This is a genomic window from Streptomyces sp. NPDC043908 (genome assembly GCF_056435525.1).
The window spans coordinates 78,453-96,272 of record NZ_JBWKEI010000021.1 but is presented as its reverse complement, the minus strand read 5'-3'; the positions used below and the strand labels follow the sequence as shown (position 1 = coordinate 96,272).

The window sequence follows — 17,820 nt, the reverse complement described above, 5'->3', positions numbered from 1 at the left end:
GCGCAGTTCCCCGCGCCCCTAAAAGCTCTGTGGCTGAGCTGATTCGCTGGCTGCGGCGCAGTACCCAAGGGGCGCGGGGAACTGCGCGACGAGCCCCCCACCGGCCCGCAGGTGAAGTCAGGCCCGATAAGGGGCGCGGGGAACTGCGCGACGAGCCCCCCACCGGCCCGCAGGTGAAGTCAGGCCCGATAGGGGGCGCGGGGAACTGCGCGAGCAACCCGAGACGGCCCGCAGACAAAGACCGGCCCCCAGGGGCGCGGGGAACTGCGCGGCCAGCCCACCACCGGCCCGCAGGCGAACGGCCGCCCCGCGGCGCCCTACGCGATGTGGTCCGCCTCCAGCTCCGCGTGGTACCGCTGCTTGAACTCCGGCATCAGCCGCCGCAGCAGCCCTGCCCCGCGCGGGTGCGACACGCCCTGCCCGTCCGCGAGGTGTATCTCCAGCGCCTCGACCGTCGGATAGTCGCTGCGCTCGTTCACGTACTCGACGAAGACCTTGTACGCCATGTCCGCGAACGCCACGTCCTCCGGCGTCGCCTCCTCCGCGTACACCGGCGCCTGCTGCTCCGGCGCGCTGCCCAGCGGCCGGGTACGGCCCGGACCCGCCGGGACCATCACCGGGGTGGGCTCCAGACCCTCGACGTACTGGGGGTCGTACGTGCCCTCGTACGCCTCCTGGGACAGCTGCTGCGCCGCGAACCAGGGGCTCTCCACCGGAACGACCTCTTCCGGGACGACCTCTTCCGGAGCCGGACCCGGAGCCGGACCCGAAGCCGGACCCGAAGCCGGACCCGGAGCCGGCTGGGCCTGCTGCTCCGGGGCGTGCCCCTGCTGCGGCACGGGCGCCGGCGCGGGCCCGCCCTGGGCCTGGGCCTGAGCCGGTACCTGGCTCTGGGCCGGGGCCGGGGCCGGGGCCGGGCCCTGCGGGCCCGCAGGCAGCTCGACCGGCTGCGGCGTCGCGCTCACCACCGGCGTCACCGGCGGCGCCGTCGGCAGCAGCGTCGGCTCGATCCCGGCGGCGGCGAGCCCCGCAGGTCCCGTCTCGGCCAGCGGGACGCCGAAGCGGGCGAGCCGCAGCGGCATCAGCGACTCCACGGGCGCCTTGCGGCGCCACCCGCGGCCGTACCGTGCCTGGAGCCGGGCACGGTAGACGAGCCGGTCCTGCTCCAGCTTGATGACCTGCTCGTACGAGCGCAGCTCCCACAGCTTCATCCGGCGCCACAGACGGAACGTCGGTACGGGCGAGAGCAGCCAGCGCGTGAGGCGCACGCCCTCCATGTGCTTGTCGGCGGTGATGTCCGCGATCCGCCCGACCGCGTGGCGGGCCGCCTCGACGGCGACGACGAACAGCACCGGGATCACCGCGTGCATCCCGACGCCGAGCGGGTCGGGCCAGGCGGCGGCGCCGTTGAAGGCGATCGTGGCGGCGGTGAGCAGCCACGCCGTCTGCCGCAGCAGCGGGAACGGGATGCGGATCCAGGTCAGCAGCAGGTCGAGCGCGAGGAGTACACAGATCCCCGCGTCGATGCCGATCGGGAAGACGAGGGAGAAGTTCCCGAAACCTTTCTTCTCCGCGAGGGCGCGCACCGCCGCGTAAGAACCCGCGAACCCGATCCCGGCAATGACCACCGCACCCGCGACCACCACCCCGATGAGTATGCGATGCGTGCGCGTCAGCTCCGTCGCGGCCACCCGCGATCCCCCTCCGTTGTCGACAACCGGCGCGCAAAGCCTGGCACATGGATACGGAGTCCCACCCACAGGGGAGGGCAGGACTCCGTATCGAGCCCGGCTCGTTACCGGCCGCTTCCGCTCTGGCGGTCGCTCCTGGCAGTCCTTACCGGTGGTTGTTACCGGCGGTTGCCACCGGCAGTTTCACCGGCGGTCGCCTCACCGGCGGTCGCCTCCGGCAGTTTCCACCGGCGGTCGCCTCCGGCAGTTTCCACCGGCGGTCGTTACCGGCCCGCGCCGTTGGCGGTGGCGACCGACGCCACCGCCTCCTTGGCCGCGCTCTGCGCGTCCTTCATCAGATCATCGGCGTCCGGCGCGTCCGCGCCCTGGTAGCCCGCGCCGTTGTAGTCGAGCACGACCGCCACGTTCGCCGTGCGCACCACGACCACCGCGTACTTGAAGTCCTCGTCGGTCTTGTGCAGGTCGTAACTGACCGCCGTCGCCTCGTCGCCGATGCCGCTGACCGGTGCCGCCTTCACGTTCTTGGCGCCGTCCGTCGCCTTCGTCGAGGCCAGCAGCCGGGCGTACTCCTTCGCCGCGCGCTGGTCGCCGCTGCCGATCGCCGCGTCCGAGCCGTACCGCTTGAAGGAGACGTCCAGCCAGCGGTACTGCGAGCCCTTCACGCCCTTGTCGTCCAGGCCGTTCCACGAACAGGTGCCCTGCGAGGTCGCATCCGTCGACTTGCCCGCCGTGCCCGACTTCGACTTCGCCTTCGGCACCAGGTTGTCGACGGTCTTTTCCGACAGCGCCTTGCACGGGTCGGGCAGCTTGGCGTACTTGGCCGGGGCCACCGACGGCGACGCGGACTGCTTGCCGCTCGGGGTCGCCGCCGAGGACGAGGCCCCCGCGTCCTTCTTCTTCCCGTCGCCGGAGTCCGAGGAGCAACCGACGGCGACGAGCATCACGGGGACGGCGGCGCAGGCGAGCACACGGGCGAGCCGCGTGCGCGGGGCGGTGGCGGGGGCGGGTCGGTGCATGGTTCTACGCGTTCCTTCGCTGGTCGCTGCTGGCTGTTCGCATGTCGGGGTCGCTCGGGCGGCCCGGCGGCTCACTCGCCGAAGAGCTCGGCGAGCTTGGCGGCCAGGGCCTGGGTCTTCTCCTGGAGTTCCTGGCTGTCGGGGAGGTCGGCGTTCGAGCCGGTGGGCTGTTCCGTGTACTCGACGGTCACGATCACATTGGACGTACGGAAGACGACGGTGACGGTACGGCGCTGGACGGCCGACCCGCTCGCCGTCAGCGCGTCGTCCAGATACGCGGCGTCGCCGAGCCCGGTGAGGATACGCGGCTGGAGCCCGGCGGGGGTGGAGGCGGGCGGGGTGGCGGAGGCCGACGGGCTGGACGAGGCCGGCGGGGTGGCGGGGGAGGCGGCCTGGTTCTGGACGCGCAGCCCGGCGGAGGGGTTGGTGGAGGGCCTGGCCGAAGGGCTCCCCGGCGCGGTTCCTCCCGGGGTGGTCCCCGGCTTGGTCTGCGGCTTGCCGGAACCGGAACCGGAACCGGAACCGGACCCGGACCCGGTGCTCGTGCTGCCGCCGGCGCCGCCGGAGCGGCCGGCGTCCCTGCCGCCGTCCCTCGGGCCGGTGAGCTTGGCGGCCGACTCCTTCTTCCCGTAGACGGCCTTCGCGCGGTCGTCGTCGCTGACGGCCGGGTCGTACGACACGACCCGCTCGAAGTCGACGTACAGCCGGTGCACCCCTTCGGACGCCTCGTCCTTCCAGCGGCAGCCCACCCGCCGGTCCGTGTCGTACGTGAGCTCCGCCGCCCCCGCGTACGCCTTCGCCCGCAGATCGTCCGGCAGCTCGGCGGCGCCCGGCAGCATGTCCTTCAGGAGGCTCTTGTTCACGGCCCGGCACGGCTCGGGCAGCGTGCGGTAGCGCCCCGGCGGCGCGGCGGCCGCCTTGGGCACGCCCGCCTTGGAGTCCGTGGTGGTGCCGTCGGTGCCGGAGCCCGAGGAGCAGCCCGCGACCAGCGCCACGAGGAGTGCCACACCGGGCACGTACGCCTTTCGCTGCACGGTTCCCAGGCTCCTTTCGGGAGAAAAGCGTTTGCCGCCGCAGTGCGGCGGCTGGACACAATGTCTATCGCACGCGCTGCCGTGAACGCCGGTCCACTGTCCTGTTTGTGGTCTTTGGCGACGGTTTTTGCGCACCAGGCGCATGATGGCGCAAAGAGATGTTTCGGGGAAACCGGTCAAATCACTCAACGTGGGTGACTGTGGAGACACGGGAGTCACGGGAGACGCAGGAGACACCGGAAACTCGGGGGAACGAGGAATCATGTCGTACGTAGAGGTACCGGGCGCGCAGGTCCCGATCCGGATGTGGGCGGACCCGGCGGCGGTCGACCAGGGCGCGATGCAGCAGCTGCGCAACACCGCCACGCTGCCCTGGATCAAGGGTCTGGCCGTGATGCCGGACGTCCACTACGGCAAGGGCGCGACGGTCGGCTCGGTCATCGCGATGCACGGGGCGGTCTGCCCGGCCGCGGTCGGCGTCGACATCGGCTGCGGGATGTCCGCGGTCAAGACGTCCCTGACCGCGAACGACCTCCCGGGCGACCTCTCCCGCCTGCGTTCCAAGGTCGAGGCGGCGATCCCGGTCGGCCGCGCGATGCACGACGACGCGGTGGACCCCACCCGTCTCCACGGCTTCGCCACGGCCGGCTGGGACGACTTCTGGCGCCGGTTCGGGGGCGTGGCGGACGCGGTGAAGTTCCGGGAGGAGCGGGCGGTCAAGCAGATGGGAACGCTTGGCTCGGGCAACCACTATGTCGAAATCCTGCTCGATTCAGAGGGGTCGGTGTGGCTCACGCTGCACTCCGGATCGCGGAACATCGGCAAGGAGCTGGCGGAGCACCACATCGGTGTGGCGCAGACGCTCGCGCACAACCAGGGCCTGGTCGATCGCGACCTCGCGGTCTTCGTGAGCCAGACCCCGCAGATGGCGGCCTACCGCAACGATCTCTTCTGGGCCCAGGAGTACGCGAAGTACAACCGCGCGATCATGATGGCGCTCCTGATGGATGTGGTGCGCAAGGAATTCAGGAAGGCCAAGCCGGCCTTCGAGCCGGAGATCTCCTGCCACCACAACTACGTGGCGGAGGAGCGGTACGAGGGCATGGACCTGCTGGTCACCCGCAAGGGCGCGATCCGCGCGGGCGCCGGCGAGTACGGGATCATTCCTGGCTCCATGGGGACGAGTTCCTACATTGTGAAGGGGCTGGGCAACGAGCTGGCCTTCAATTCGGCTTCGCACGGAGCGGGTCGGCGCATGAGCCGTAACGCGGCGAAGCGCCGTTTCACCGCCAAGGACCTGGAAGAGCAGACACGGGGCGTGGAGTGCCGGAAGGACTCCGGCGTCGTGGACGAGATCCCGGCCGCCTACAAGCCGATCGAACAGGTCATCGACCAGCAGCGGGACCTCGTGGAGGTCGTGGCGAAGCTGAAGCAGGTCGTCTGCGTGAAGGGCTGATGTCCGAGAGGCCGGAGCCGTCGGCGGCTCCGGCCTCCTGGTCAGCCGGGGGCCTTCGGTAGCGGGACCCGGCCGGTGCGCAGGCGCCACAGGCGGAGGTGGCAGCTCTTCTGGGTCCGGCCGAGTTCTCGCGCGGCCGCCGTGCTGTCGTCGAGTTCGAGCAGTTTCCGGTCCTCCCATTCCTTCCAGCGGCGCTGCGTGGACGCCGCGCGCATACCCGGCGGGCGGACCCACGTGCCGAGCGAGGCGGCCGCGGCGCGCTTGCGTTGCAGGGAAAGGCAGCCTGGGTAGTACAGGTGCGCGCCGAGAGCCTGAGCCGCCTCCTTCGCGTAGAGGATGTTGTAGATGCCGTCCCGTGCATTGCGCGCGATGAGGCGTTCGTTGCCGGTGACCTTCTTCGCGTAGTGGCAGAGGTAGGCGCCGATGGCCGTGCTGGCCGTGGTGAGCGAGACGAAGGGGAAGCCCTGTCCCGTGAAGCCGACGGAGCCGTCCGCGTCGATAATGCCCCGGAGGTAGTCGGGGCGTGAGAAGGCCGCTCGCGGCGGTCTGACGCGGTTTGACTTGCGCCCGTACGGGAGTCCGGCCTCGGCGAGCGTCGTGCGGGCTTCGAGTGAGCAGAGTGTCCAGGTCACGGAGCGGTGGCACGCGGAGAAGTTCGTGGCCCGGGTGCGTGCCGTGATCGTGCTGTTGTACGGCGTGAGTTGCTGGAACTCCTCCAGGATGCCGAGGTCGCGGTGGCTGATCTCGACGGTGAGGCGGCCCTTGTTGCCCGGCCCCCGGGTCAGATGGCCGTCCGCCTGGAGGAAGCCGAACATGTAGGCGTAGCGCGGGTCTTCGAGGTCCATGAAGGTCATGAGGCGATGCTCGAACGCCTTGTCGGGCGGTTGCGGGGAAACGCTCGGCCATCACTCGAACTGGCGAGCGCACTCGGTCCTCGCGTGCGCCGTCGGCCCGTGCCGGCGGGCCGACGGCGAGGTGGTGCGGGCCGACGGCGCGGGCTACAGCTCGCGGTGGACCTTTGTGTTGGAGGCCTGGGCGCGGGGGCGGACCACCAGGAGGTCGATGTTGACGTGGGGCGGGCGGGTGACCGCCCAGGTGATCGTCTCCGCCACGTCGTCGGCAGTCAGGGGCTCGGCCACGCCCGCGTAGACCTTCGCCGCCTTCTCGGTGTCACCGCCGAAGCGGGTCGTGGCGAACTCCTCCGTCTTCACCATCCCGGGCGCGATCTCGATCACCCGGACCGGGCGGCCCACGATCTCCAGGCGCAGGGTCTCGGCGATGACCCGGGCGCCGTTCTTCGCGGCGACATAGCCCGCGCCGCCCTCGTACGTGCCGTGGCCGGCGGTGGAGGACAGGACGACCACCGTGCCGTCGCCGGACGCGTCGAGGGCGGGGAGCAGGGCCTGGGTGACGTTGAGCGTGCCGATGACGTTCGTCTCGTACATCTGGCGCCAGTCGGCCGGGTCGCCGGTGGCGACGGGGTCGGCGCCGAGTGCGCCGCCCGCGTTGTTGACGAGGACGCCGATGGTGCGGAAGGCGCCCGCGAAGGCGTCGACGGCCGCGCGGTCGGTGACGTCGAGTGCGTACGCCGTGGCCTGGTGGCCGGCCTCGTTGATCTCGGCGGCCAGGGCCTCGATGCGGTCCTTGCGGCGCGCGGTGAGCACCACGCGGTAGCCGGCGGCGGCGAGCTGCCGCGCGGTGGCGGCGCCGATACCGCTGCTCGCGCCCGTGACGACGGCGATGGGGGTCCCGGTGGCAGTCATGGCGTACTCCTCGCGCGAATGATCGGAATGCGGTCAGGATAGGCGGGACGGGGTGCGGGGCCGGGTGCCGGGGTTCGGGCGGCGGACGGCCGGGCGCGCTGCCGCGTCGGTCGCGGCGGCGGCCGTGGCGCGGGCCGTGGCGCGGGTTGTCCGGCAGGTCGTCCTGGCGGCCGTTCGCTCGGTCTCAGCGGCCGCGCGGGGCGTACATGATGACCGCCATCCCGGCCAGGCAGACCAGCGCGCCGGTGATGTCCCAGCGGTCCGGCCGGTAGCCGTCGGCGACCGCGCCCCAGGCCAGGGAGCCCGCGACGAACACCCCGCCGTACGCGGCCAGCACCCGTCCGAACTCGGCGTCCGGCTGGAGCGTCGCCACGAACCCGTACACGCCGAGCGCGAGGACCCCCGCGCCGATCCAGAGCCAGCCCCGGTGTTCCTTGACGCCCTGCCAGACGAGCCAGGCTCCGCCGATCTCAAGGAGGGCGGCGAGGAGGAACAGGAGTACGGAGCGGGCGACGAGCATGCGGACAGCGTCGCACGCCTCGGGGTGGCAACCCGGGAATATAAGCCGCTAAAGGTATCTTCCGGTCATGGCTGCGATGCGTAGGGGGTTCAAGCGGTTCGGCGGGTTCGGTATGCCCCGCGGGTTCGGTGGGGTGTCGGCGGGGGGCGGCGCCTTGCTGGTGGCGGCCGTGTGCGGGCTGTCGCTGTCGGCGGGAGTGGCGCATGGCGGGGTGGCCCAGGGAGGCGTGGGTGATCCCGTGGCCCGCCCGGGCGCCGGGGTCGCCCCCACGGGCCCGAGGGTCGCGGCGGGCTCGGGGGTGGCCACGGGGTCGGTGGCCGCGCGGGCCACACCCGGCTCCTCGGCCCCAGGTGGGGCAGCGGGCTCGACGAGTTCGCCGGGCTCGGCTGGATCGGCGGGCTCCGCGGCTCCGGCCGCTCTCGACCCGGGGGCCGTCGCCCCGGTCGCGTCCGGCGCCGAGGCCGATATCTCGTACCACGGGCACATCTCCCTCTGGTCCGGGCGCGTCGGCGTCTGGGTCGAGCCGTCGAACCACGGGCCGACCGCGGTCCCGGACGCCACGCTCCGGCTGCGGTTCTCCTCGCCGCTCGCCGGCGCCGAGCCGCTGCCGCCGGGGTGTCTGCGCGGCAGTACGGAGACGGTGCTGTGCTCCACGGGTGCGATGCGGGCGGCCGGGGCGGGGCGGCCGATCGCGCTGGACCTGCGGATCGCGGGCAGTCCGGCCGAGGTCGTGGTGAACATCAACACCTCCTGGAGCGGCGGGGTGGGCGACCGCAACCCGGGCAACAACACCCACCGGGTCCTGGCACCCGCCACCGGGGACAAGTACGCGTACTGAACAGGGCTCCGCGTCCGCCTCACGGACGGGCCGTTACGCGGGCGAGCCGTGGCGCGGGCGGGACGTGGCGTGGGCGGGCCGTCCCGCCCGGCGCACCGGTTACGCCTGGCGCGTCCCCACCGGCTCCCGCTCGCCCGTCCAGCGGCGCAGTGCCTCGGCGAGCGCGGCCGGGGCCGGGTTCTCGCCCGCCCAGGCCACATGGCCGTCGGGGCGGACCAGGAGCGTGGTGCGGCGGTCGCCGTGCCAGTGCGCCCGTATCAGCCGCCGTACGGGCGCCGGGTCCGCCGCGAGTGTCTCCGCTCCGCGCGCGTGCGCGAGTGTCTCCGCCCCCCGCGCGTCCTCGGGTGTCACCAGCACGAACTCGCCCTCGCGCAGCAGCTCGTACAGCCGGCCCTCCGTCAGTGCCAGGTCCGGGACGCGCGTCCCCGTGAGGCGGTGGGCGCCGGGCCCCGCCGGGTAGGCGATCCCGATGCCGCTGATCCGTCCCATGGCCTTGTCCCGTGCGGGGCGGACCGTGTTCAGGAGGCGGGTCACGAGGGAACGGGCCGCGTGCTGGACGGGGGTGTGGGCCATGGCGAGGCGGACGATCGCGCCGCTGGTGCGCAGCACCGCCGCGCCGACCGGGTGCCGCTCCTCGTGGTAGCTGTCGAGCAGCGCCTCGGGGTCGGGGGCGTCGCCGCGCAGCACGCGGGTGAGCTTCCAGGAGAGGTTGGCGGCGTCCTGGATGCCGGTGTTGAGGCCCTGACCGCCCGCGGGCGAGTGGACGTGCGCGGCGTCGCCCGCGAGGAAGACGCGGCCCGTCCGGTACCGGGGGACCTGGCGTTCGTCGCTGTGGAAGCGGGAGAGCCAACGGGCGTCGTGCATGCCCAGATCCGTGCCGAGGGCCTGGCGGGTGATCTCGCGGACGTCCTCCAGGCCGATCGGGGCGCTGTCGGGGACCTGGTGCTTCCGGTTCCACCCCATCACCCGGTAGTAGCCGTCGCCGAAGGGGACGACGAAGGCGAACGCCTCGTCCGAGCCCGCCACGCTGAGCGATCCGCTCGGCTTCTCGGCGAGCCTCACATCGGCCAGCACGATGGAGCGGATGACCGAGGTGCCGGGGAAGGGCAGGCCGAGGGCGTGGCGCACGGCGCTGCGGACGCCGTCGGCGCCGACGAGGTAGCGGGCGCGCAGGGTGAGGTCCGGCCCGGTGCCGCCCGCTCCCTCCTCGGCCCCCGCTCCCGCTCCCTCCTCGGCCCCCGTCCCCGTTTCGTCCCCCGTGACGACCGGCCTGACGTGGGCGGTGACCCCGTCCTCGTCCTGTCGCAGGCCGCGCAGCTCCGTCCCGTGGCGGAAGTCCACCCCCGCCTCGCGCGCCCGGCGTTCGAGGAGGCGCTCCACCTCGTACTGCGGGGTCACCAGGAGGTACGGGAAGCGTGAGCGCAGCCGGTTCAGGTCCAGGGAGAGGCGGCGGAACAGGCTCATCGTCTCGACCGTCGTGCCGGTGGCGACCAGTTCGTCCGCCAGGCCGCGGGCGTCGAGCAGCTCCAGGGTGCGGGCGTGGACGCCGAAGGCGCGCGTCATCGTGCTCGTACCCCGCGGGCGGCGGTCCACGAGCGTCACGCGCAGGCCCGCCGCCGCGAGGTCCCCCGCGAGCAGCAGCCCGGTCGGGCCCGCGCCCACGACGAGGACATCGGCGGTGCGGGTGATCTCGGCGGAGCCGGAGCCGGAGCCGGTGTCGGTGGTGCTGTTCATGGCGACCTCCTCGATGCCAACGCTTGTTGGTCAACGCTTGTTGGCAAATGTAAGGCCGCCGGGTCTGGCGTGTAAACACCTGTTGGCCTACAGTTGTTGGCATGACGACCGACGCCCCCGCCCCCGGGCCCCGCCGCTCCGACGCCACCAAGGCCGCGATCCTCGAAGCCGCCCGTGAGCGCTTCGCGGCGGACGGCTACGAGCGCGCCACCATCCGCGCCATAGCCCGTGACGCGGGCATCGACCCGTCGATGGTGATGCGCTACTACGGGAACAAGGAGGGCCTGTTCGCCGCCGCCTCCGAGCTCGACCTGCGCTTCCCGGACCTGGGCGCACTGCCCGGCAAGCACATCGGCGCCGTGCTCGTCACCCACTTCCTCGACCGGTGGGAGGGCGACGACGTGCTGACCGCCATGCTGCGCGTCGGCGTCACCAACGACGCCGGGGCCGAGCGGCTGCGGTCCGTCCTCGCCGGGCAGCTGGGCCCGATCGCGGCCGGCCTCTGCCCCGACCCCGCCGACGTGCCGCGCCGCGCGGCGCTGGTCGCCTCGCAGATTCTCGGGATGGCGCTCGCGCGGTACGTGCTGAAGTTCCCGCCCGCCGTGGAGATGACCCGGGAGGAGGTGATCGCCTGGCTGGCGCCCACCGTGCAGCGCTACCTCACGGCCGAGACGCCCTGACGCCGCGCCGCGGCCCGCGCACCCGTGCGCGAGCCATCCCGTTCCCGGCGCCTCCAGGCCCGCCGGGGCGACGCCCCTGCGTCGTACAATTGCTGCATGCCGCAGAAGAACGAGGGCCGGGCCCGCCTCATGGCCGAGCTCGGTGTCGCGTCACGCCAGTACATGGCCTCGTACGCCCTGTTCAACCAGGCGCTCGCGGACCATCTGGGCCTGCACCCCACCGACCTCCAGTGCCTCAACTTGCTGGGTCTGGAGCCCGGGCCCGTCACCACGGGGCGGATCGCGGAGCTGACCGGGCTGACCACCGGTTCGGCCACCCGGCTCGTCGACCGGCTGGAGCGGGCCGGATACGTCACGCGGCGCCGCGACACCGAGGACCGGCGCAAGGTGCTGGTCGAGGCGGTGCCCGAGCGGATGGCGGAGTTCGGGGCGGTGTGGGGCAAGCTGAACGGCGCGTGGTTCGAGATGTTCGACGCGTACCAGGACAGCGAGATCGGGCTGCTCATCGCGCATATGCGGCGGACCGTCGAGCTCTCCGGGGCGCAGATCGAGCGGCTCCGGGGCGGCCGTCTCTGACCAGTCGTACGCGACAAGCTCTCTGACGGGACGGGACGGGACGGGGCTGGGCGTCCGGCCGGGCGCCGGGCTGGACGTCCGGCCCGGCGCCGGACCGGACGTCCGGCGGGTGTCAGGGGCCGGGGGCCGTCGCCGCCCCGCCGAACTCCGCCATCGCCTCCTCGACGATCGCTTCCAGCCGGGCGTGGTGGGCGCCGCGCCAGTACACGCGCTCGCACGCCGTGCACTGCGCGAAGGCGTCGTACGCGCTGCGCGTGCCGTGCTCCAGGAGTTCGTGCACGGAGTCCTTGTCCGCTTCCCGCAGAGGCGCGTTGCAGGCGGTGCAGCGGGTCCACGGGGCGAGTACGGGAGCGAACCGCTCCAGTACGTCGCGGAGTTGGTCCTCGGGGCGGTGGCTGTAGACGTACGCGCCGGCCCACAGTTCGCGGCGCCGCAGCAGCCCCCGGTCCCGGGAGAGCAGCACCCGCTGTTCGGTTGCGGAGAGCGTGGCGAGCGCGGGGTCGCCGATGTCCTCGCTCTCGTACGCCGCGTCGACGCCGAGGAGCCGCAACCGGCGGGCCAGGGTGCCGAGATGGACGTCGAGGAGGAAGCGGAGCGGGGCGCCGGGCACCTGCTGGGGGCGGTCGACGGCGCACACCTCGACGCTCTCGCCCGCGCGCGGGACGTGGGAGACCGGTACCTCGTGGCCGTCCACGAGCAGCCGTCCGACCTCGGTCAGCGGGACGCCGAGCGACTCCACGACGTGGCCGAGGGTGGAGGAGCCGTCCGTGACCACGGCCGTACGCCCGGCGCGGCGCGGCGCCGGGACGAAGAGGTGCAGCTCGGCGGCGAATCGACAGTGGATCTCCGGTCCGTTCACGAGGTCAGGATGCCATCGGGGGGAGGGCCGGAGCCACGTATCTGGCCGGGCCGGGCCGGGCCGCCCGAGCCTCTTGGTCCCGGGTTCAGCCCCACACGTCCCTCGGCGTGGCCCCCCGCCCTACGGCCGGAACGCCTCGGCGTTCTCCTCCGCCCAGCTCGCGAACGTACGGGCCGGGCGGGCCGTCAGCTCCTCGACGCCGCGCGTGACGGTGTCGGGGCGCCCGTCGTGGGCGGCGAAGTAGGCGAGCAGCGCGTCGGCGACGGCGCCGTCCATGTATGCGGCCATCGACTCCTTCCACGCCTCGGGACTCACCGTCCCGACGGTGATCTCGCGGCCGGTCGCGGCGGAGATCAGGGCGATCTGTTCGGCGGCGCTGAGGGAGTCCGGGCCGGTCAGGTGGTACGCGGCGCCGCGCAGCCGGCGCTCGGCGAGCACCGCGTGGGCGGCGTCGGCCACGTCCGCCTCGTGGATGGGGCTGGCCTGGGTGCCGGGGTAGGGGAGGGCGACGGTGCCGGTGGCCTTGACCGACCAGGCCCAGCCCATCGTGTTGCCCGCGAAGGCGCCCGGCCGCAGCAGCGTGGCGTCGATGCCCGAGGCCTTCAGCGCCTGTTCGACGGCGAGGTGGCGGAGCGCGATCGGGTTGTCCTGCGCGCCCGCGTACAGGACGGAGCTGGAGGAGAGCAGCACGATGTGCTCGACTCCGGCGGTCCTGGCCTCCTCCAGGAAGGCGTCGATGTGGGCGGGGTTGGCGTAGAGGAAGACCTGGGTGGCCCCGGCGAGTGCGGCCGGGAAGGTGGCGGGGTCGTCGAGATCGAGTCGTACGGTCGCGATGTCCGGGGGCAGATCGAGTTTTTCGGGGGCGGCGGAGGCGGCGTGCACGGGGGTGCCGGCGGCGTGGAGGAGGGAGATGAGGGCGGAGCCGACGGTGCCGCGGCTGCCGGTGACGAGGACGGTCATGGGGTTCTCCTTGGAGGGTGCTGGTGGGGAGGCCGTGTGGTGAGGGGTGGGGAGGCCTCGCGGGGTGGGGTGGTCCGTGACGGCGAAGGGCGCACGCCAGGCAATGAGCTGCGTCCCGCAATCTCTGCGCTACGCAGATAAATATCCGTGAAGAAGGCCCACCGGTCAAGTGCGTTCCGGTGGGCCTTCCATGGCCGTCTACGCGGTGTGGTGGGCCTTCCGTGGCCGTCTACGCGGTGTGGTGGTCGTCCGGGTGCTCCACGACCCGGAAGTGCGTCATGATCCGCCGGTCCTCGTCGAGGAAGTGGAAGGCGACGCCGGGCGGCGAGACGATGTTGACCAGCCCTTCCCCGGCCTCCCACGGCATCCGCAGTGTCGACGTCACACCCGGCGCGATGAGCAGGGGCAGTCCGGCGAAGGTGGTCGCGCCGGAGGTGTGGGCGTGGCCGACGAGGAGGGCGGGGACGGGGGGCGCGGGGAGTGCCGCGGGTGCGGCAGGCATGGCCGACGCGTCGTCGTGGGCTCGGGTGTGCCTCGCCAGGAGCTCGGCCAGCTGGTCGGCGTTGCCGAGGTTGATCGAGTCCAGGTACTCGTGGTGGATCACGGTCGGCGGGTGATGGAAGGCGATCAGCGCCGGGGTGTCGCCGAGCCCGTCGAGCGTCCGGGCGATCCACTCCAGGGTGGTGTCCTCCAGGATGCCCCCGTCCTCGCCGGGGATCGCCGAGTCGCACATCAGGATCGCGTAACCGCCCACCCGGTGCAGACGGTTGACCGGCGCGTACGGGTCCTGGGTCGTGCCGCCCGGTCCGCCCGGCAGGTCGAGCAGGCCCTTGCGGTACGCGGCGCGGTCGTCGTGGTTGCCGGGGCAGGTCAGGACCGGCGCGTCGATACGGGCGAGCAGCTCGGCCGCCTCGGCGTACTCGGCCGCGGTGCCGTGGTCCGCGATGTCGCCGGTGACGAGGACGGCGTCCGGGCGGCGTGCCATCGCGTTGATGTACGTGACGACCCGCGCGGCGCGCTCCGCGGCTCGCGCGCCCCCGTCGAGGTGCAGATCGCTGATCTGGGCAAGCAGCACGGAATCCCCCTGGACTGGCCGGTGTTGGGCTCTTGGCTGTGCGTACGGATCCCCTGAGGCCGCTAGGACTCTAGGACGTGCCGGGCGGCGGGGACAAGAGCCGATCATGGGTGCGTGGCCCGGCCGCCGCCGACTCCGTGCGGGCGCCCCGGGCGGCGTCGGCCGCCCGGGCAGTCGGGGTGCCTACAGTGCCCTGATGGAGATCATCGACCTTGAGCCCGGCGACCCGCGCCTGACGGACGACCTGCTGCCGGTCCTGCGCGAACTGCGCCCGCACCTCACGCAGGACCTGTTCCGCCAGATCTACGCCGAGGGGTACGGGCAGGGGCTGCGCTTCTCCGCCGCGTACTCCCCGGCGTACGGCGAGGACGAGGGCAAGAGCGAGGGCGGGGTGTGCGTGGGCGCGGCCGGGTGGCGGATCGTCGCCACCACCGTCGCGGTGCGCAAGCTGTACGTGGACGACCTCGTGACGGCCGAGGCGGCACGGTCACGGGGGGTCGGCCACGCGCTCCTCGCCCATCTGGAGGCGATCGCGCGCGCCGCCGGCTGCACGTCCCTGAACCTGGACTCCGGGACGCACCGGACGGACGCGCACCGCTTCTACTTCCGGGAGCGGATGGCGGTCACGGCGTTCAACTTCGACAAGAAGCTGGGCTGAGGGACGCGCGGCGAGCTGCTCCGCGCGCGGGGCGCCGCCTCACGCGCGCGGAGTGGCTTTACGCGTGCGGCGTAGTACTACGCGTGCGGCGTCGTAGTACTACGCGTGCGGCGTCGCACTACGCGCGCGGTGCCGCGCTACGCCCGGGGCGTCGTTTTACGCGCGGGGCGCCGCCAGGTCCAGGCACCAGTCCTGGGACCTCATCAGGTGGCCCGGCGGGTACTCGAACTCGACCTCGCCCAGGAGGTGGAAGCCCGCCCTGCGCAGGACGCCGTTCGAGGCGGCGTTGTCGACGGAGGGGTACGCGTGCAGCTCCCTCGGGCCGCCGGCCTCGCGGGCGGCCTGGGCCACGGCCACGAGGGCGGCGAGGGCGAGCCCGCGCCCCTGGAACTCGGGCAGGATCCCGTACCCCGTCTCGTAGACCTCCTTGCCCTGCCACGCGCGCGGCCAGTAGCCGATGGACCCGACCGCCTCGCCGCTCTCCTTGAGCGAGATCCGGAACATGCGGCCCTCGGTGGCGTCGCGCGCGCTCAGCGCGACGTACCGCTGCTGGCGGGCCGTCAGCTTCTCCTCGTCCTCAGGGCCGCCGGTGTGGGCGGTCATGGCGGGGGAGTTGGAGTGGTGGAGGAGGGGGAGGTCGTCGGGGGACCAGGGGGTGAGGGTGATGGGGGAGAGGGGGGTGTCCATGAAACGACTGTAGGTGGTGGGTCTGACAGGGGGTCGGGGGTGCCTTGTCCTGGGGCCCGGGGGGCAGGCGGCCCGTCCAGGGGCGGTCACTGACACCGCCCCTGAGCCGGCCCGGGGCCCTGCCGTCCGTGGGCTAGAGCGGGACGAGGGTGACCTCCGTTGCCTTCACGCTCGACCAGACCGCCACGCCCTCCGCCAGCCGCAGCTCGGCCGCCGCCTGCGGGGTGATCTCCGCGACCAGGTCGGGGGCTTCGGCCGAGCCGATCAGGACGCGCAGCCGGCTGCCGGACGCGGTGATCTCGCGGACCGTTCCCGGCCAGGTGTTGCGGGGGCTGCCGCTGGGCCGGTCGCGGTGGACCGAGACCGACTCCGGAGCGATGATCGCCAACGCGCGGCTGCCGGCGGGCAGCTGCTCGGCCGCCACGATCCGGCCGCCGCCGGGCAGCGTGAGACCGTCCGCACCGGCCTCGCCCGGCCAGGCGTTGCGGCCCAGCATCCGCGCCACCCACGGCGAGCGCGGATGGCGGGTCACCTCGGCGGGCGGCGCGTCCTGGAGGGCGCGGCCGGCGTCCAGGACGAGCACGCGGTCCGCCAGCGACACCGCCTCGACCGGATCGTGGGTGACGATCAGACAGACGCCGCCGAAGCCGTCCAGATGGGTGCGCAGGGTGTGCCGGACGTGGGCGCGGGTCGTCTGGTCGAGGGCCGCGAGCGGCTCGTCGAGCAGAAGCAGGCGGGGCCGGGCCGCGAGCGCGCGGGCCAGCGCGACCCGCTGGGCCTGGCCCCCGGAGAGCTGGCCCGGCCTGCGGTGGGCGAGGCGGCCCACGCCGAGCCGGTCGAGCCACGCCTGCGCCTGCCGCCGGGCCTCGGCGCGCGCGACGCCCTGGGCGCGCAGCCCGTACGCCGTGTTGGCGAGGGCCGTCAGGTGCGGGAACAGCGCCCCGTCCTGCGGCACCCAGGCGACCCCGCGCCGGTGCGGGGGGAGGCCGGTGACGTCCTGGTCGCCCAGGCGCAGTGCGGCACGCGCGCGGGGGGTCAGGCCGAGCAGGGCGCGCAGGAGGGTGGTCTTGCCCGCGCCGTTCTCGCCGACGACGGCGATGGTGGTGCCGGGCGCGGCGTCCAGGGTCAGCTCGGTGAACCCGGTGATGTCGGCGTGCAGCGGCCACGTCGCCGAGGGGCCCGGGGACGCGGGGGCGGCGGCGGGCACGGGCTGCTCGGGCTCGTACGCGTACGGGTCCGCACCCGCCCGGTCCTCCTCGCCACTCCGTACGGAGGCGGGAGGCGCGGAAGCGGAAGGGACGCCCCCGGAGCGCAGGGCCCCGGAACGGGCGCCCCGGCCCGCGGCCCCGGAACGTACGGCCCCGGAACGGGTCCCCCCGCCCGTCCAGCGGCCCCGCAGCGCGACCAGTACCGCCATCGCGATCGCGAGGAGGAGCAGGGAGACGGAGGTCGCGGCCTCGGGGGAGTTCTGGAGCAGCAGATACACCTGGAGGGGGAGGGTCTGGGTGGTGCCGGGGAGGTTGCCCGCGAAGGTGATCGTCGCGCCGAACTCGCCCAGCGCGCGCGCCCACGTCAGCGCGGCTCCGGCGGCCAGACCGGGCGCGACCATCGGCAGCGTGACGGTGCGGAAGACCCGGAACGGGGAGGCGCCGAGCGAGGCCGCCGTCTCCTCGTAGCCGGGGCGGAGCCCGCCGAGCGCGCCCTCCAGGCTGATGACGAGGAACGGCATGGCCACGAAGGTGGCGGCCACCACCGCGCCCGAGGTGTGGAAGGGCAGCGTGATGCCGAACGTGTCCTCCAGCCACGGCCCGAGCAGCCCGCGCCGCCCGAAGGAGAGCAGCAGCGCCACCCCGCCGACGGTCGGCGGCAGCACCATCGGCAGCAGCACCAGCGAGCGCACCAGCGACTTGCCGGGGAAGTCCACGCGCGCGAGGAGCCACGCGAGCGGCACCCCGAGCACGAGGGACAGGCCGAGCGCCCAGAACGAGACGAGCAGCGACAGCTTCAGCGCCTCGGTGACGCCCGGGCTGCCCAGATGCGTACCGAGGTCGCTCCAGGAGGTGCGGGCCAGGACGCCGACGAGCGGCAGCAGCAGGAACGCCACGGCGAGCAGCGCGGGCACCAGGAGCGTGACGGGGGCGCGCAGCCCGCCGGGGCGGGCGCTCCTGCTCCAGCGGTGCGGCCGGCTGCTGCTCTTCATGGCGATGGCGGCTTCCTGGGGTGGGGGGCGGGGGGTGCGGGGCGGCCCGTCGCGCCCCCGCGCGCGCGACCGG

17 protein-coding genes are annotated in these 17,820 nt (G+C 73.4%); 5 read left to right on the top strand and 12 right to left on the bottom strand.

Annotation, left to right across the window (positions count from 1 at the left end; genetic code table 11):
• Positions 1–317: 317 nt before the first annotated feature.
• From AC069K_RS32985 to AC069K_RS32975, 3 genes are all read right to left on the bottom strand, one after another.
• Positions 318–1,691 (bottom strand): DUF2637 domain-containing protein, encoded by a 1,374-nt coding sequence (locus AC069K_RS32985; protein ID WP_478622271.1) that lies wholly within the window; start codon positions 1,689–1,691, stop codon positions 318–320.
• A 263-nt stretch (positions 1,692–1,954) separates the two neighbouring features.
• The gene (locus AC069K_RS32980; RefSeq protein WP_478622269.1) at positions 1,955–2,707 is read right to left on the bottom strand and encodes a DUF3558 family protein; all 753 of its coding nucleotides are present in this window, start codon (positions 2,705–2,707) and stop codon (positions 1,955–1,957) included.
• A gap of 71 nt (positions 2,708–2,778) precedes the next feature.
• The gene (locus tag AC069K_RS32975; RefSeq protein ID WP_478622267.1) at positions 2,779–3,741 is read right to left on the bottom strand and encodes a DUF3558 domain-containing protein; all 963 of its coding nucleotides are present in this window, start codon (positions 3,739–3,741) and stop codon (positions 2,779–2,781) included.
• 262 nt (positions 3,742–4,003) lie between these two features.
• Here AC069K_RS32975 and AC069K_RS32970 point away from each other — a divergent pair, with 262 nt between their 5' ends.
• Positions 4,004–5,197 (top strand): RtcB family protein, encoded by a 1,194-nt coding sequence (locus AC069K_RS32970; protein WP_478622265.1) that lies wholly within the window; start codon positions 4,004–4,006, stop codon positions 5,195–5,197.
• Positions 5,198–5,238: 41 nt separating this feature from the next.
• Here AC069K_RS32970 and AC069K_RS32965 read toward each other — a convergent pair whose 3' ends face one another.
• From AC069K_RS32965 to AC069K_RS32955, 3 genes are all read right to left on the bottom strand, one after another.
• The gene (locus AC069K_RS32965; RefSeq protein WP_478622263.1) at positions 5,239–6,051 is read right to left on the bottom strand and encodes a hypothetical protein; all 813 of its coding nucleotides are present in this window, start codon (positions 6,049–6,051) and stop codon (positions 5,239–5,241) included.
• A 144-nt stretch (positions 6,052–6,195) separates the two neighbouring features.
• Positions 6,196–6,960 (bottom strand): SDR family NAD(P)-dependent oxidoreductase, encoded by a 765-nt coding sequence (locus AC069K_RS32960; protein ID WP_358833774.1) that lies wholly within the window; start codon positions 6,958–6,960, stop codon positions 6,196–6,198.
• Positions 6,961–7,144: 184 nt separating this feature from the next.
• Positions 7,145–7,480 (bottom strand): YnfA family protein, encoded by a 336-nt coding sequence (locus AC069K_RS32955; RefSeq protein WP_365107353.1) that lies wholly within the window; start codon positions 7,478–7,480, stop codon positions 7,145–7,147.
• A 67-nt stretch (positions 7,481–7,547) separates the two neighbouring features.
• Here AC069K_RS32955 and AC069K_RS32950 point away from each other — a divergent pair, with 67 nt between their 5' ends.
• Positions 7,548–8,318: a hypothetical protein gene (locus tag AC069K_RS32950; RefSeq protein WP_365107356.1), complete on the top strand. Its 771-nt coding sequence runs from the start codon at positions 7,548–7,550 to the stop codon at positions 8,316–8,318.
• A gap of 99 nt (positions 8,319–8,417) precedes the next feature.
• Here the strand turns inward: AC069K_RS32950 and AC069K_RS32945 are convergent, their stop codons facing one another.
• Positions 8,418–10,052 (bottom strand): FAD-dependent oxidoreductase, encoded by a 1,635-nt coding sequence (locus tag AC069K_RS32945; RefSeq protein WP_478622260.1) that lies wholly within the window; start codon positions 10,050–10,052, stop codon positions 8,418–8,420.
• Positions 10,053–10,153: 101 nt separating this feature from the next.
• Here AC069K_RS32945 and AC069K_RS32940 point away from each other — a divergent pair, with 101 nt between their 5' ends.
• Both AC069K_RS32940 and AC069K_RS32935 read left to right on the top strand, forming a co-directional pair.
• Complete coding sequence (locus AC069K_RS32940) at positions 10,154–10,732, top strand: TetR/AcrR family transcriptional regulator (protein WP_478622258.1); 579 nt, start codon at positions 10,154–10,156, stop codon at positions 10,730–10,732.
• 96 nt (positions 10,733–10,828) lie between these two features.
• Positions 10,829–11,308: a MarR family winged helix-turn-helix transcriptional regulator gene (locus tag AC069K_RS32935; protein WP_478622256.1), complete on the top strand. Its 480-nt coding sequence runs from the start codon at positions 10,829–10,831 to the stop codon at positions 11,306–11,308.
• Positions 11,309–11,420: 112 nt separating this feature from the next.
• Here AC069K_RS32935 and AC069K_RS32930 read toward each other — a convergent pair whose 3' ends face one another.
• The 3 genes from AC069K_RS32930 to AC069K_RS32920 form a co-directional block, all read right to left on the bottom strand.
• Entirely contained in the window at positions 11,421–12,167 is a 747-nt protein-coding gene (locus AC069K_RS32930; protein WP_365107367.1) for a Mut7-C RNAse domain-containing protein, read from the bottom strand.
• 120 nt (positions 12,168–12,287) lie between these two features.
• On the bottom strand, positions 12,288–13,127 hold the full coding sequence (locus AC069K_RS32925) for an NAD(P)H-binding protein (protein WP_478622253.1): 840 nt from the start codon (positions 13,125–13,127) through the stop codon (positions 12,288–12,290).
• A gap of 229 nt (positions 13,128–13,356) precedes the next feature.
• Entirely contained in the window at positions 13,357–14,202 is an 846-nt protein-coding gene (locus AC069K_RS32920) for a metallophosphoesterase (RefSeq protein WP_478622251.1), read from the bottom strand.
• A 196-nt stretch (positions 14,203–14,398) separates the two neighbouring features.
• On the opposite strand from AC069K_RS32920, the gene AC069K_RS32915 reads away from it, so the two are divergent.
• Positions 14,399–14,860, top strand: a complete 462-nt coding sequence (locus AC069K_RS32915) for a GNAT family N-acetyltransferase (protein WP_365107374.1) — start codon at positions 14,399–14,401, stop codon at positions 14,858–14,860.
• A gap of 156 nt (positions 14,861–15,016) precedes the next feature.
• Here the strand turns inward: AC069K_RS32915 and AC069K_RS32910 are convergent, their stop codons facing one another.
• Together AC069K_RS32910 and AC069K_RS32905 are read right to left on the bottom strand one after the other, a co-directional pair.
• Positions 15,017–15,547: a GNAT family N-acetyltransferase gene (locus AC069K_RS32910; RefSeq protein WP_358833784.1), complete on the bottom strand. Its 531-nt coding sequence runs from the start codon at positions 15,545–15,547 to the stop codon at positions 15,017–15,019.
• 133 nt (positions 15,548–15,680) lie between these two features.
• Positions 15,681–17,747 carry an ABC transporter permease gene (locus AC069K_RS32905; protein ID WP_478622248.1) on the bottom strand — a complete coding sequence of 689 codons (2,067 nt, stop codon included), beginning with the start codon at positions 17,745–17,747 and terminating at the stop codon, positions 15,681–15,683.
• Positions 17,748–17,820: the final 73 nt, after the last annotated feature.